Source organism: Rhodopila sp., assembly GCF_035548235.1.
Taxonomy (GTDB): Bacteria; Pseudomonadota; Alphaproteobacteria; order Acetobacterales; family Acetobacteraceae; genus Rhodopila.
Map to the genome: position 1 here is coordinate 1 of NZ_DASZTJ010000083.1, position 13609 is coordinate 13609.

Below are 13609 nucleotides of genomic sequence, written 5' to 3' on the forward strand. Positions count from 1 at the left end.
CTACTGTGTCCGCTGCGACCGAGGCTGAACGTGCTGCGCCCGCCTCGGCGACTGCGGATCAGGCGGCTGCTGTTCTATCCGTTCGATCCGCTCATCCTGCCGCCCAAGGCCTGGCGCCCGGGCATGCCGGCCATTCCCCGCTCCGCGCTGGGCCCGATCGTCACGCATGTCGCCGCCGCGATCCCGGAGATCCTTGCCGAGGTGGAAACGCGCCTGGCGGGGCGGGACACCGCCGACAAGGACCTCGTCCGTGTCGCCGGCACCATCCTGTGGCCAGCCGCCGCGCGGGTGATCGATCCCGACCGCCCGCCCGAGGGCTGGCGCGACACCGGGATGGCGACGGCCCATTACCGCGCCTTGGCACCCATCGTCGCCGCCGTGCTGCGCCAGGCGCCGGCGATCGAGGCGTTGTGCCAGACCTCGTTGCCCGTGCTGCTGCCGGCGCCGCGGGAGCGCGTGCAGGCGGTGATCCGGGCCGTTGCCGCCGATCATCCGCCCGCGCTGGCCTGTCTGTTCGGCCTCCTGATGATGCGCCTGCCGGAGCCGTCCACGGTGTTCGCCCTGACGCGGCCGGAACAAGGCGACAGGATGGTGCTGGCCGCCCGGTCGACCGCGGCCGACCTGCTGCTGTCGCGCCTGGACGCGGACGGCCCCGACGCCTGGATCGCCGGCGGCGACCTGATCGAAGCGGCAGGCGTGGTCCGGCGCCTGCTGACGCTGCTGACCGAACTCGACCGGACGACGCAGGCGGAGCGACGAGCCCTGTGCCGGTCGCTGTGCCGGCGCCTGGACGCCGCGGCGCGGGACCGGTTCGATGCCGGGCTTCGCGAAGGACTGCTCCTGCTGTTGGATGGCTCCCCCCTGCCCGACGCCCTGGTCCTGGAGGACGCGGCGTTCAGCCTGGCGACGTTTCAGGCGGAAGCTCGGGAGGTGGGCGGCCGGGCCCATTACGACGCCGCCTTGGCCGAAATGGTGGCGCGCCTGGATGCGGTTGACTGGCCGTCGACCGCGGCCGGGATCACGCGCGCACGGCTGGCGGAGATTCTGGGAAGATACTCCGCGAAGGCGAAGCCGGACAGCATGTAGCAGCCGGACAGCATGTAAAAGTGGGGAAAGCCCTCAGGCTCTCCATCCCCCGGCAGCCGCCGCCAACGCCGCCCGCACCCGCGCCACCACGTCCGACCAGTCGCCCTTCCGGGTCTGCCGGAACAGCCGCATCGTCGGATACCAGGGCGTGTCCTCCCGCTGCTGAAACCAGCGCCAGCACGTGTCGTAGCGGTTCAGCATCCACACCGGCCGCCCCAGCGCCCCGGCCAGGTGCGCCACCGCGGTGTCGACCGCGATCACGAGGTCCAGGCCGGCGATCAGTTCCGCCGTGTCGTTCCAGTCTGTGAGGCGATCGGAGACGTCGACCAGCGCATCGTGCCCCGCCATCTGCCGCGCCGGCGGACCAAGCTGGAGCGAGACGAAGCTGCAGCCGGGCACCGACAGCAGCGACGCCATGTCGGCCAGGCGCATCGAGCGGCGCTTGTCGATCGCCACCGCGTGCGGCTGGTCCGTGCGCGACTTGCCGGCCCAGACCAGCCCGACCTTCAGCCCCGGCAGCGTCTCCAGGAACGGCGCCCAGCCCGCGGGATCGGCGTGGAGGTAACTCTGCGGGCCAGGGATCGTCTCCACCGTCGTCTTGAAGGCGAAGGGCAGGCTCATCAGCGGACAGTGGTAGTCGAACTCCGGCAGCCCTTCGTCTTCGTCGGACAGCACCTCGGCCACGCCGTGCAGCGTCCGCATCAGCCGCTGCAGCGGCTTCGGCACCACCAGCACCACGCGCGCGCCCCTGGCGGCGACCATCGGGGCGTAGCGGCTGAACTGCAGCACGTCGCCGAAGCCCTGTTCGGCATAGAGCAGCACCGTCTTCCCCGCGACGTCCTGGCCGATCCAGCGGGGCTTCGGCAGCGGCGGCAACGGGTGGCCCATGGTCTCCACCACCCAGCGCGATTCGTATTCGCTCCAGCCTTCCTCCAGCCGGCCCAGCAGCAGCAGCGCCATCGCGCGGTTGGCATGCGCCTCGGCATTGGTCGGTGCGATCGCCAATGCGGCTCGGCAATGCGCCTCGGCGTCCTCGGCCCGCCCCTGCTCCATCATCGCCAGCGCCAGGTTGGTCTTCACCCGCGCGGGGTCGACGCCGAGGCTTTCGGCCTGGAGGTAGCAAGCGATGGCGTCGTCGACGTCGTTGGCCAGTTGCCGCGTCGAGCCGAGGTTCAGCATCGCGTTGCCATGCGCGGGCTTCAGGCGCAGCGCCCCGCGGAAGCACGCCTCGGCCTCGGCGACGTTGCCCAGGGTGTAATGCGCGATGCCGGCGTTGTTCAGGGCGTCGGCGTTATCGGGGTCAAGGCGCAGCGCCTCACGCTGATAGCCCAGCGCTTCCTCGGAACGCTTCCGGCTGATGGCCACGAGACCGAGGTTCATCCACCCTTCGGCCAGGTCCGGCTCGATCGACAGGGCGGCGCGGTATGCTGCCTCCGCCTCCTGCATCCGTCCCTGGCAGTGAAGGTCAAAGGCTTTGGCATGTTCGGCGATCGCCGTGTCGGGATAGGTCATGCAGCCGCAAGTTGTGCGGACCTATATCCTAGACAAGACCTCATTGTGGAATTTTTTCATGTCGGCGGCGGACTTCTCCGCCTCCTTGCCCTCGAAGTCGAAATCGATGCCCGTGACGCCGATCTCCTTCAGCGCGGCGATGTCCTCGATCGTGTTCGCGACCGTGCCGGTGAACAGCTTGCGGTTGCCGTCGGAAGCGAGCGGTGCGGGCATGCCGTGGCGCTTGACCCGGTAGACGATCCCCATCTTGGCCGGGTCCCGTCCCGCCGCGGCGGTCATCGCCCTGATCTTCGCGATCCCGGCGGTCAGGCGCGGCAGCGTGTCCAGCAGATGCGCGTTGTTGGTCCCGATCGGATACCAGGCGTCGCCGATCCGAGCGGCGCGGCGCATGGAGGGACCGCTTTCGCCGCCGACCCAGATCGGCGGGTGGGGTTTCTGGATCGGCTTCGGATCGGTCAGCAGGCCCTCGATATGCGTGTATTTGCCGTGGAACACCGGGCGCGGCTGGGTCCAGATGGCACGCATCGCGTCCATGAACTCATCGGTCACGGCGCCCCGTTCGGCGAAGGGCGTGGTGCCGACGGCTTCCAGCTCCACCTGCAGCCAGCCGGCGCCGATGCCGACGACCAGCCGACCGCCCGAGAGGACGTCGATGGTGGAGAGCTGCTTGGATGCCAGCACGGCCGGGCGGTGCGGGACCACCATCACCGCAAGGACGATGCGGATCTTGCTGGTCTTCGCCGCGACCCAGGCGGCGGTCGTCAATTGCTCCACGCGGTTTCCGGGGTCGGGCGTATAGAACTCGCCGGTCGTGGAGTACGGGTAGCCGGGGGTGGAGGTATCGGGCAGCGCGATATGGTCGGTCAGCGTCAGGTAGGAGAAACCGAGGGATTCGCCGAGCTGGGCGATGTTCGCCATCGTTTCGGCAGTGGCCATGGGGCCGCTGATGGGCAGGTTGAAGCCGATTTCCATGGATGTCCTCTTGGGGATTTTCTCTTGGTGGGTTGCCGGTGGTCGGTTGCCGGTGGGTCCGTTGCCGGCAGCAAGCCGCCCATCCGGCGGCGTGTCAACCAAGCCCGGCTTGTGTAGAAGCGTCGGCGGGGAGATCGATAAGCCATGCCTGACCGTCTGACGCTGCGCACTGCCCTCGCCGCCTATCCGCATGTCCGCGCGCTGCGGGACGGGACGGTCCGGTCCGACCGGGTGGGATTCAATTTCGAGGACGTTCCGAACATCACCCGCGCCTTCCGCCGCATGGTGCGGACGCTGGATTTCGATCTGTGCGAGATCGCGCTGACGACGCTGGCGCAGGCGCACGCCTATGGAAAGCCGATCGTCGCGCTGCCGATCGTGGTGATGCGCGGGTTCCACCATGCGGCGCTGGTCTGCCGGCGGGATTCGCCTGTGACCGGGCCGCGCGACCTGGCCGGCAAGCGGGTGGGCGTGCGCGCGTTCTCCCAGACCACCGGCATCTGGCTGCGCGGCATCCTGCTGGACGATTACGGCGTCGACCATCGCGCGATCACCTGGGTGACCGAAGAGGACGCGCATGTCGCCGAATACGCCGATCCGCCGAACGTCGTGCGCATCGCGCCGGGGCAGGACCTGAAGGCGATGCTGCTGGCCGGCGAGATCGACGCGGGCATCGCGCTGGCCGGGTTGGACCCCGCGCTGGTGCGGCCGGTCATCGCCGATCCGATGCAGGCGGCAGCCGACTGGTATCGGCGCACCGGCGCCTATCCGGTCAACCACCTGCTGTGCGTGAAGACCGGGATCGTGGCGGCGCATCCGTGGTTGCCGGACGAGTTGGAGACGCTGTTCATCGCCGCCAAGTCCGCCGCCACCGAACCCAGCGCCGAGGCTCGGTTCGCCGGCATCGTCGGGCCGGACGTGCTGCCCTATGGCCTGGAACGGAACCGCGCCGGCATCGAACTCTGCCTGCGTTACGCGGCCGAACAGGGGTTGGTGCCGCGGGTCTACGGCACGTCCGAACTCTTCGCCGGATGACGGTCTGGTTCACCGCGGACACGCATTTCAACCATGCCGGGGCGTTGTCGCTGTACCGGCGGCCGTTCGGATCGGTGGCGGCGATGAACGCGGCGCTGGAAGCGCGCTGGAACGGGGTGGTGGGGCCGGACGACGACGTCTGGCACCTGGGCGACTTCGCGTTGCGGATGACGCCCGCGGACGCGGCGGCGCAGTTGGAACGGCTGCACGGACGCAAGCACCTGGTGACGGGCAACAACGATCCCCCCGCGATCGTCGCGCTGGCCGGCTGGACGAGCGTGCAGCCTTATGCCGAGCTGGTGGTGGACGGCACGCGCCTGGTGCTGTGCCATTACGCGTTCCGGACCTGGAACGGGATGGCGAAGGGCGCGCTGAACCTGCACGGGCACAGCCATGGCCGGCTGAAGCCGTTGCCCCGGCAATATGATGTCGGTGTCGATGCGTGGGATTTCCGGCCCGTTGCGTTGGGGGAGATCAGTGCCCGGAAACGATGACCGGAATCGTGCCGGATGAACCGCCTCTTCGCGGTTGCGGCACAAAGGACCCGCGCCTATCCGCAGGCCGTCACGCCAACTGCCGGAACGAAATGAATCGGAGGCGGACGGCTCAGTTATCGTCGCAAGCGCAACCATCCGTCGGTCCGGTCTTCGCCTGGACCACGTGATGGTCGATCCACTCCGCGACCAGGCGCCGCGCCTCATTGATCGAGGACTCCGGGTGATGGATCCGGTATAATGCCGTGCAGGCCTGAAACGCCGACATGTCGTCCGAACCGATCAGGCGCAGCTCCCGATAGGCCGTGACGACAGCCCGCTCGCATCGGCGCGCGATCTGGCTTTCCCGCGGCTGTTCCTGAGCCATCACTGTGGGGACCTCTACTTGCGAATCATTCTCATGTTCATCGGAGCTTAGTCAATCCGGAGCCGGTCGGCAAGACGCCTTTCCTCAGATATTTCCCTTGGCAGGCACGCTTTGCCGTCAATCCTTCGGACCCCGATGCCGATAGGCCAGCGCCTCGGCCACGTGGGCCCGGCCAACCACCTCGGCGCCTGCCAGATCGGCGATCGTGCGCGCCACCCGCATGCTGCGCGTGTAGCCCCGAGGCGACAGTCGCAGCTTTTCCATCGCATGCCCCAGCAAGGCGCTCGCATCCGGTTGCAAGCGGATCGATCCGCCATCCGCTTCGGCGTTGTTCGCCGGTCCCTCCGCGCCGTAACGCGCGGCCTGGTGCAATCGGGCCTGTCCGACCCGTTCGGCGATGGCGGCGCTGCTCTCGCCGATCGGTGCCTGCGCCAACTCCGCCGCCGAGGCGGGACGCACCTCGACCGACAGGTCGATCCGGTCGATCACCGGCCCGCTGACCCGGTTCTGGTAGTCCTCTCCGCAACGCGGCGCGCGGCTGCACTCCCGCCCGCCCTCGCCCATATAGCCGCAGCGGCACGGGTTCATCGCGGCAACGAGTTGGAAGCGCGCCGGATAGGTCACGTGCGCCGATGCGCGGGAGACGGTGGTCTGCCCCGTCTCCATCGGCTGGCGCAGCGCCTCCAGCGCCTGGCGCGGAAACTCGGGCAACTCGTCCAGGAACAGCACGCCGCGATGCGCCAGGCTGACCTCGCCGGGCCGAGCGCGATGGCCCCCGCCGGTGAGGGCGGCCTGGGAGGCGGAGTGATGGGGCTCGCGGAACGGCGGCCGCATCACCAGCCGGCCACCGTCGAGCAAGCCGGCGACGCTGTGGATCATGCTGACCTCCAGCGCCGATTTCGGGTCGAGGTCGGGCAGCAGGCCCGGCAGCCGCGCGGCCAGCATGGACTTGCCCGCGCCCGGCGGCCCGACCAGCAGCAGGTTGTGTCCCCCGGCCGCCGCGATCTCCACCGCGCGGCGCGCGGTCTCCATGCCCTTGACGTCGACCATGTCCTTTCCGGCCGTGCCTTGGGCGACGCCGGCGGTGGAGGGCGGCGTCAGCACCTGCGTGCCCTTGAAGTGGTTGATCAGGCACAGCAGGTCGGCGGGCGCCAGGACCTCGATGCGGCCGGCCCATGCGGCCTCGCCCCCCTGCCCGGCCGGGCAGATCAGCCCCCAGTCGCGGGCCGAGGCGCCGATCGCGGCCGGCAGCACGCCGGCGACCGGGTTCAGCGACCCGTCCAGCGACAACTCGCCCAGGGCGGCGTAGCCGGCGATCTCCTCGCGCGGCAGGATGTCCATCGCCGCCAGCATCCCCAGCGCCAGCGGCAGGTCGAAATGCGATCCCTCCTTCACCAGGTCGGCCGGCTTGAGGTTGATCAGGATGCGCTTGGGGGGCAGCGACAGGCCCATGGCGGCGAAGGCGGCGCGCACCCGTTCCCGCGCCTCGGCCACCGCCTTGTCGGGCAGGCCGACCAGCAGCAGGGCCGGCGTGCCGGGCGCGACCTGGACCTGCACTTCCACCGGCACCGCCTCGATCCCCGCGAACGCGAAGGTGTTGGCGACTGCCATCGCGGTGGATTGCCTGGGCTTGGACATCGCGGCAGTCTCGCGGGTATTGGTAAAGAAACAGCAAACGGGGTGCCTGCTCGATGCCGTTCGACGAAAGCGGCGGCCGCGGTGGCCGTCGGCCCGGCCGCAATGTGCTTGGGGGGCCGCTGGGCCTCTGCTCCAACGATCCGGTGACCGGGTTCTTCCGGAACGGTTGCTGCGACACCGCGCCCGAGGATATCGGCAGCCACACGGTCTGTGCCGTGATGACCGAGGCATTCCTGGAATTCAGCGCCAATGTCGGCAACGACCTGACGACGCCGCGGCCGGAGTTCGGGTTCGCCGGGCTGAAGCCGGGGGATCGCTGGTGCCTGTGCGCGCCGCGCTGGCAGGAAGCGCTGGAGGCGAACGCCGCACCGAACGTGGTGCTGAAGGCGACCGAGGAAGGGGCGCTGCGGTACTGCAAGCTGGTGGACCTGACGCGTTACGCGATCGATCTGGTTTAGCGGACATGTCCGTGCGCGGCGGATGTCTTTGCGGGCAGGTCGAATTCGAAGTCGACCTTCCGTTCAGCAGGTTCGTGAAATGCCACTGCTCGCGATGCCGCGGCGCCACCGGAAGCGCCTTCGCCGCGAACGCCTACGTCCCGCCCGCCGCCTTCCGCTGGTTGTCCGGCGAGGCGAACGTTTCTCGTTTCGATCTTTCCACGGCCCGCAGCTTCTCGACATCGTTCTGCCGGACCTGCGGCGCCCCGCTTCCGCATGCCACGCGAAGCGGGCGAGAGGTCATCGTTCCCGCAGGCTCGCTTCGCGATGATCCCGGCGTATCTCCCACCGTCGATACGTGCTGGCAGTCGCGCGCCCGGTGGCTCTCCGACGCGGCAGACCTTCCCAGGGAACCGTAGACCAAGCGCCTAGGCGATCAGTCCCGCCATCTCCGCCTCGCTCAGCCCCCAGTTCGCCAGGGCCTCGCGCGCCGGCACCGACCCGGGCGGGCGGGGCGCGGCGGACGGTGTGCCGCCGAAACGAGGCGCGGGGGCCGGCTGGCGGTAGTTTCCGACGTCGATGAACGCGCCGCGCGCCTGGTTGTGCGGATGCTCGTGCGCTTCCTGCATCGACAGCACCGGCGCGAAGCAGGCATCCGAACCCTCCAGCACCCGGCACCATTCGTCGCGCGTGCGGGTGCGGAAGATCGCCGCCAGCTTCTCCTTCCAGGCGGGCCAGCCCGCCGGGTCGCGCTGCGGCGGCATGTCGGCCGCATCGATCTCCAGCAGGCGCAACAGTTCCGCGTGAAACTTCATCTCGATCGGCGCGACGGAGATGAACGCACCGTCGGCACATTCGTAAACTTCGTAGTAATGTGCGCCGGAATCGAGCTGGTTGTACCCGCGCGGACCGGTGAACCGCCCGCCGGCCCGCATCGCATAGATCGGCGTCATCAGCGACAGCACGCCGTCCACCATGGCCGCATCGACCACCTGCCCGCGTCCTGTCGCGCGCGCCGAGATGATCCCCGCCAGCAGCCCGGTCAGCACGTACAGCGCCCCGCCGCCATAATCCCCAACGAGGTTCAGCGGCGGCGTCGGCTTCCCCCCGGCTCGGCCGATCGAATGCAGGGCGCCGGTCAAGGCGATGTAGTTCAGGTCATGGCCGGCCGCCTGCGCCAGCGGCCCCTCCTGCCCCCAACCGGTCACGCGGCCGAACACCAGCCGGGGATTGCGCGCCAGGCAGACATCCGGGCCGAGGCCCAGGCGTTCCATCACGCCGGGACGGAAGCCCTCGACCAGGCCGTCGGCCGTGTCGATCAGCCGCAGCACCGCCGCCACGGCTTCCGGCCGCTTGAGGTCCAGCTTGATCACCGCGCGGCTGCGCCGGGTGAATTCGTGCTCGTCTGCCATCGGCACGCCGAGATCGGCCTGCGCGACCCGATCGATCCGGATGACGGTGGCACCCATGTCGGCCAGCATCATGGCCGCCATGGGTGCCGGTCCGATCCCGGCGAATTCGACGATCTTGACCCCGGCCAGCGGTCCCATCGACGTGCTCCCTTTGCTGTTGCCAGGAAGTAAACGCCGGCCGGGACCGGTTGCGCAACCGCGGCCGGCGGCTCAGGCGCGCTGGACGAGTTCGATCTTGTAGCCGTCCGGATCCTCGACGAAGGCGATGACGGTGGTGCCGAACTTCACCGGCCCCGGCTCGCGCGTCACCTTCGCACCGACTTTGCGCAGCGTCTCGGTGGCGGCATAGACGTCCGGCACGCCGATAGCGAGATGGCCGAAGGCGCCGCCCATGTCATAGTGGTCGACGCCATAGTTGTAGGTCAGCTCGATCACCGTGCTGCTGTCCTCGTCGCCGTAGCCGACGAAGGCCAGCGTGTATTTGCCGTCCGGCACGTCGCGCCGGCGCAGTTCCTTCATGCCGAATCCCTTGGTGTAGAAATCGACGCTGCGCTGCAGGTCGCCGACGCGCAGCATGGTGTGCAGAAACCGGCTCATTGGATCATCCCCCTTGCAAGGATCACGACGACAGGCCTTCGAGGCCCAGCAGAAACAGCCCCGCCGCGTCCGCCGCGGCGAGAGAGGCCTCACGCTCCGCCAGAATGGTGGCGTCCGCCTCGAACGCAACCCCCCTCAGCCCGGCGGCGGCGGCATTGCGCACGGTATCGGGGCCGATCGTCGGCAGGTCGGCGCGCCGGTCCTGGCCAGGCTTGCAGAGTTTCACCAGCACGCCCCCTGCCCCGTCCCGCCGCAGCGCCCCCGCCCTGGCCAGCATCGCGTCGGTGCCCTCGACCGCCTCGACGGCCAGCACGAGGCCCTGCTGCACCACGCAGGCCTGGCCGATATCGGCCGGCCCAAGCATGCGCAACACGGCGACGCCGCGATCGATATCGGCCTTGGCCAGGGCGTCGGGGGCGGCCCGGGTCAGCAGGCCGGGAGGCGCCAGCGTCTCCCGCAGCACCTCATGCGCGCCGATGACCCGGAAGCCCTCCTCACCCAGCACGCGGATGACGGCGGAGAGCAGGCCGTCATCGCCGGCGAAGGCGGCCCGGCCGATCCGGGCGAGGATGCGGGTGCCTTCCACATCCGGCCGCAGGTCGAGCAAGGACGGGCGCCGGACCGGCCCGATCATCACGAGGTCCCGGCAGCCATGCGCGCGCAGGGACTGCAACGTTTTCCCGGCAGCGCCGATGCGGTTGATCAGGTGAGGAAATGGCGCAAGAACAGCGGGATCGGCGAAACCCTCCAGACCGAGGATGAACACCGGCCGGCCCGCCGCCCGAGCGGCCGCGGCGACCCGGCCGGGCAACGGTCCGCCGCCGGCGATGATCCCCAAGGCCGGCGGGTCTGCCGGCGGGTCCGCACGTGGATCTGTACGTGGCATTTCTGCCTGCGTTTTCATTGCGATTCCCGCTTCGTACAGTCTTTTCTTGCTGCCGGACATGGTTTGTATGCATACATCGAATATGGTGTTCTCACGCGTCCGTGAATTTGGCCCCAAGACAGAGATGCCCAACCATGGTTGATGATGACAGCCCCGACGAGGTTCGGCATGCGACGGCGGCCAATATCCTGCAATGCCTGACGATGCTGGCGGAGGAAGCGGCGATTCTCAATCTGCCGCGGACGATGCTGGCGCTCAGCAAGGCGGTCCGTGCCTGCCAGGCGGAGCAGACGCGTCCCCTGCCCGCAATCCGGCCGCGGCGGCACATCGTCCTGCACTGATCGCCGCTTCCACGCGCCCAACGACGCCCGATGTCTCGGAACCGTTGCGCTGTATCCTGAAAGTCCTGCTGCGTATGCGAAGGATTGCGTCCTGACGCATAGCGCCATAATTTTGTCCTGAACCATGGCTTGGATGGGCGGTTTTCCGCGTGTCGGAGCTGTGGCGACGTTCGTACACACAGCAAGGACACAGCGCACATGAGCGCAACGGCACAACGGTCTGTTACAGTCACCTTGGACGGCTCCAACAAGTCCACCCGCCTGCCGCTGATCTCCGGCACTGTCGGTCCGGATGTGTTCGACATCCGCAAGATGTACGCCGATCTTGGCGTCTTTACCTTCGATCCCGGCTACGGCGCCACCGCGTCCTGCGACAGCAAGATCACCTATATCGACGGCGACCAGGGCATCCTGATGTATCGCGGTTACCCGATCGAGCAACTGGCTGAAAAATCGAACTTCCTGGAAGTCTGCTATTTGCTGCTGAACGGCGAGTTGCCGAACGCCGGCCAGGCCAAGGAGTTCGAGCTTGGGGTGATGCGGCACACGATGCTGCACGAGCAGGTCCGCACCTTCTACAACGGTTTCCGCCGCGACGCGCACCCGATGGCGGTGATGTGCGGCGTGGTCGGCGCCCTGTCGGCGTTCTATCACGACAGCCTGAACATCCACGATGCGGAAAGCCGCGAAATCAGCGCGTTCCGGCTGATCGCGAAAGTGCCGACCATCGCCGCCTGGGCGCACAAATACACCATCGGCCAGCCCTTCATCTATCCGCGCAACGACCTGACCTATGCGGAAAACTTCCTGCACATGTTCCATGCCGTGCCGGCCGAGGACTACAAGGTCAATCCGGTCCTGTCGAAGGCGATGGACCTGATCATGATCCTGCACGCGGACCATGAGCAGAACGCATCGACCAGCACGGTCCGCCTTGCCGGCTCCACCGGCGCCAATCCGTTCGCCTGCATCGCCGCCGGCATCGCCAGCCTGTGGGGCCCCGCCCATGGCGGCGCCAACGAAGCGGTGCTGAAGATGCTGACCCATATCGGCAACGTGAAGAACATCCCCCAGTTCCTGGAGGAGGTGAAGGACCGCAACAACCACGAGATGCTGTGGGGCTTCGGCCACCGGGTCTATAAGAACTACGACCCGCGCGCGAAGATCATCCAGAAGGCCTGCCACGACGTGCTGGCCGAGCTTGGGATCAAGGGCGACCCGCTGCTCGACCTGGCCATGGAGTTGGAGAAGATCGCGCTCAACGACAGGTATTTCGTCGACCGCAAGCTCTATCCGAACGTCGACTTCTACTCGGGCATCATCCTCAAGGCGATGGGCTTCCCGACCAGCATGTTCACCGCGCTGTTCGCCGTGTCGCGCACGGTGGGGTGGGTCGCGCAGTGGAAAGAGATGATCGAGGACCCGCAGCAGCGCATCGGCCGGCCGCGGCAGGTCTATACCGGACCGACGAAGCGGGACTACGTGCCGGCGTCGGACCGCTGACGCGTCCCTCCTGATCCGGCGCCTTGCGGCGGCCGGGTCGGTAAGCGTGTGTGACATACGGCGCGGGCCATAAGGTCCGCGCCATTTTTTATACCGGTTGTGGGCAACGGGACTGCTCGGCTGCCGGAACCGGATGGACCCCTACAACCATTGGATGAAGTCCCTCCTGGGAGGCAATTGTTATTTCACAGTTTCGTGATCATCTGTTTCATTCAGTGAAATTCTGTGCGGATGGAGCTGTGGATAACTATGCGCTGCATCCAAAAGATGGGCCATCGGAGCATTCGGTCCTAATTCATTATTTATAGAATAAATACCGAGAAGAGGCTTGGCTGTGGTGCCCCGTCCGGTCACCATGCGCGCACGCCGTGCAACCGGCTGGTTCGTCGGATACGCTATGCACACCACTGTATTTCGATCCAATGCAACGCAATCGGCATGTGCCGCCCAAATGGGAACAATGTAACATGATGCTGTACTTGTATTACAAAATGGATCAAGACGTTACGGCATACCGCTCAGTCTGAAAAACTTTCCGCAGAAAATCTGATGGGTAATACACGTTTCAGTTGCATCGGAACCGACCCGTCAGGGGAAACATATGCGCAAAGACATTTCGCTGGACCTGCTGGTGAAAAGCCGCCTGAAGCGGTGGGGCCAGCGGCCGCCCGGCGTGACGCCTCGGCGTAAGGAATCTTGGCTGAGAGGACGCCCCTCCGAGGACGAGACGAAATTATGCAGCCCGTATCTGAAGATTCCCGGCAGCAGCCGTCTGCGCACCTTGCCCGACGGGCTGTGGCTGAATTTCGGCGGCACCTATGAGGAGCCATTCGTCGACATCCTCGGCATTATGTAGCAGATACACCAAAAGAACGTATACCAACGATAATAGATGACATGATATAATATGGGTTACTCATCTGGAGTATCCCATGTCAGACCCCACGGTCCTAAATGCCCTTGTCACCCGCCGCGCTGAAATGATGGCCCGCATGCATACCGCTCAGGCCGAGTTGCAACAGATGCACGCCGACCTGGCCGCCCTCGACTCCGTCATCCAGCAGATTGATCCGGAATACCGCCTGGATGCGATCCGGCCGCGCTACCGCCGGGCCGCAGCCGCTCCGGAACTGGCGTCGATCAGCCGGGCCGTGCTGGACACGCTGCGCCGGTCCGGCGGACCTATGACCGCCAAGGACATCGCTGGGAAGGTCATGGAGGCGCGGGGGCTGAACCTCGCGGACCCGAAGCTTCGCCGTCAGATGAACAAGCGCGTGGATATGGCGCTCCGGTATCAGCGGACGAATGGGATGGTTCGGGAGGTAGTCA

The 13609-nt window shown here is 67.2% G+C and carries 16 protein-coding genes; 9 read left to right on the plus strand and 7 right to left on the minus strand.

All coding sequences use genetic code 11. The features are described 5' to 3' along the window. A partial coding sequence (locus VHB27_RS06795) for a hypothetical protein (RefSeq protein ID WP_325598533.1) occupies window positions 1–1086 on the plus strand: 1086 nt, incomplete at its 5' end. Window positions 1087–1119: 33 nt separating this feature from the next. Here the strand turns inward: VHB27_RS06795 and VHB27_RS06800 are convergent. Next, window positions 1120–2598 (minus strand): tetratricopeptide repeat-containing glycosyltransferase family protein, encoded by a 1479-nt coding sequence (locus tag VHB27_RS06800; protein WP_325598535.1) that lies wholly within the window; start codon window positions 2596–2598, stop codon window positions 1120–1122. A gap of 21 nt (window positions 2599–2619) precedes the next feature. Further along, the gene (locus tag VHB27_RS06805; protein WP_325598537.1) at window positions 2620–3570 is read right to left on the minus strand and encodes a TIGR03619 family F420-dependent LLM class oxidoreductase; all 951 of its coding nucleotides are present in this window, start codon (window positions 3568–3570) and stop codon (window positions 2620–2622) included. Between the two features lie 144 nt (window positions 3571–3714). Between VHB27_RS06805 and VHB27_RS06810 the strand changes: the two genes are divergently transcribed. Continuing rightward, window positions 3715–4605 (plus strand): ABC transporter substrate-binding protein, encoded by an 891-nt coding sequence (locus VHB27_RS06810; protein WP_325598539.1) that lies wholly within the window; start codon window positions 3715–3717, stop codon window positions 4603–4605. Next, window positions 4602–5099 (plus strand): metallophosphoesterase family protein, encoded by a 498-nt coding sequence (locus VHB27_RS06815; protein ID WP_325598541.1) that lies wholly within the window; start codon window positions 4602–4604, stop codon window positions 5097–5099. Before VHB27_RS06810 ends, VHB27_RS06815 begins: the two co-directional genes overlap by 4 nt. A gap of 112 nt (window positions 5100–5211) precedes the next feature. Here the strand turns inward: VHB27_RS06815 and VHB27_RS06820 are convergent, their stop codons facing one another. Both VHB27_RS06820 and VHB27_RS06825 read right to left on the minus strand, forming a co-directional pair. Beyond that, window positions 5212–5466, minus strand: coding sequence for a hypothetical protein (locus VHB27_RS06820; protein ID WP_325598544.1), 255 nt, complete (start codon window positions 5464–5466; stop codon window positions 5212–5214). 117 nt (window positions 5467–5583) lie between these two features. Beyond that, window positions 5584–7077: a YifB family Mg chelatase-like AAA ATPase gene (locus VHB27_RS06825; protein WP_325598546.1), complete on the minus strand. Its 1494-nt coding sequence runs from the start codon at window positions 7075–7077 to the stop codon at window positions 5584–5586. 80 nt (window positions 7078–7157) lie between these two features. On the opposite strand from VHB27_RS06825, the gene VHB27_RS06830 reads away from it, so the two are divergent. After that, window positions 7158–7562 (plus strand): DUF2237 family protein, encoded by a 405-nt coding sequence (locus tag VHB27_RS06830; protein WP_325598548.1) that lies wholly within the window; start codon window positions 7158–7160, stop codon window positions 7560–7562. 5 nt (window positions 7563–7567) lie between these two features. After that, window positions 7568–7960 (plus strand): GFA family protein, encoded by a 393-nt coding sequence (locus tag VHB27_RS06835; protein WP_325598550.1) that lies wholly within the window; start codon window positions 7568–7570, stop codon window positions 7958–7960. 9 nt (window positions 7961–7969) lie between these two features. Here VHB27_RS06835 and VHB27_RS06840 read toward each other — a convergent pair whose 3' ends face one another. The 3 genes from VHB27_RS06840 to VHB27_RS06850 all read right to left on the minus strand — a co-directional run bounded on the left by VHB27_RS06840 (window position 7970) and on the right by VHB27_RS06850 (window position 10436). Beyond that, the gene (locus tag VHB27_RS06840) at window positions 7970–9091 is read right to left on the minus strand and encodes a CaiB/BaiF CoA transferase family protein (protein ID WP_325598552.1); all 1122 of its coding nucleotides are present in this window, start codon (window positions 9089–9091) and stop codon (window positions 7970–7972) included. A gap of 72 nt (window positions 9092–9163) precedes the next feature. After that, window positions 9164–9550 carry a lactoylglutathione lyase gene (gene gloA / locus VHB27_RS06845; protein ID WP_325598554.1) on the minus strand — a complete coding sequence of 129 codons (387 nt, stop codon included), beginning with the start codon at window positions 9548–9550 and terminating at the stop codon, window positions 9164–9166. A 22-nt stretch (window positions 9551–9572) separates the two neighbouring features. Next, window positions 9573–10436: an LpxI family protein gene (locus tag VHB27_RS06850; protein WP_325598556.1), complete on the minus strand. Its 864-nt coding sequence runs from the start codon at window positions 10434–10436 to the stop codon at window positions 9573–9575. A 134-nt stretch (window positions 10437–10570) separates the two neighbouring features. Here VHB27_RS06850 and VHB27_RS06855 point away from each other — a divergent pair, with 134 nt between their 5' ends. The 4 genes from VHB27_RS06855 to VHB27_RS06870 form a co-directional block, all read left to right on the plus strand. Beyond that, window positions 10571–10777, plus strand: a complete 207-nt coding sequence (locus VHB27_RS06855) for a hypothetical protein (protein ID WP_325598558.1) — start codon at window positions 10571–10573, stop codon at window positions 10775–10777. A gap of 198 nt (window positions 10778–10975) precedes the next feature. After that, window positions 10976–12280 carry a citrate synthase gene (gene gltA / locus VHB27_RS06860; RefSeq protein WP_325598560.1) on the plus strand — a complete coding sequence of 435 codons (1305 nt, stop codon included), beginning with the start codon at window positions 10976–10978 and terminating at the stop codon, window positions 12278–12280. 601 nt (window positions 12281–12881) lie between these two features. Next, window positions 12882–13136, plus strand: coding sequence for a hypothetical protein (locus VHB27_RS06865; protein ID WP_325598562.1), 255 nt, complete (start codon window positions 12882–12884; stop codon window positions 13134–13136). 76 nt (window positions 13137–13212) lie between these two features. Beyond that, window positions 13213–13609 (plus strand): hypothetical protein (locus VHB27_RS06870; protein WP_325598564.1); only part of this gene is annotated, 397 nt, incomplete at its 3' end.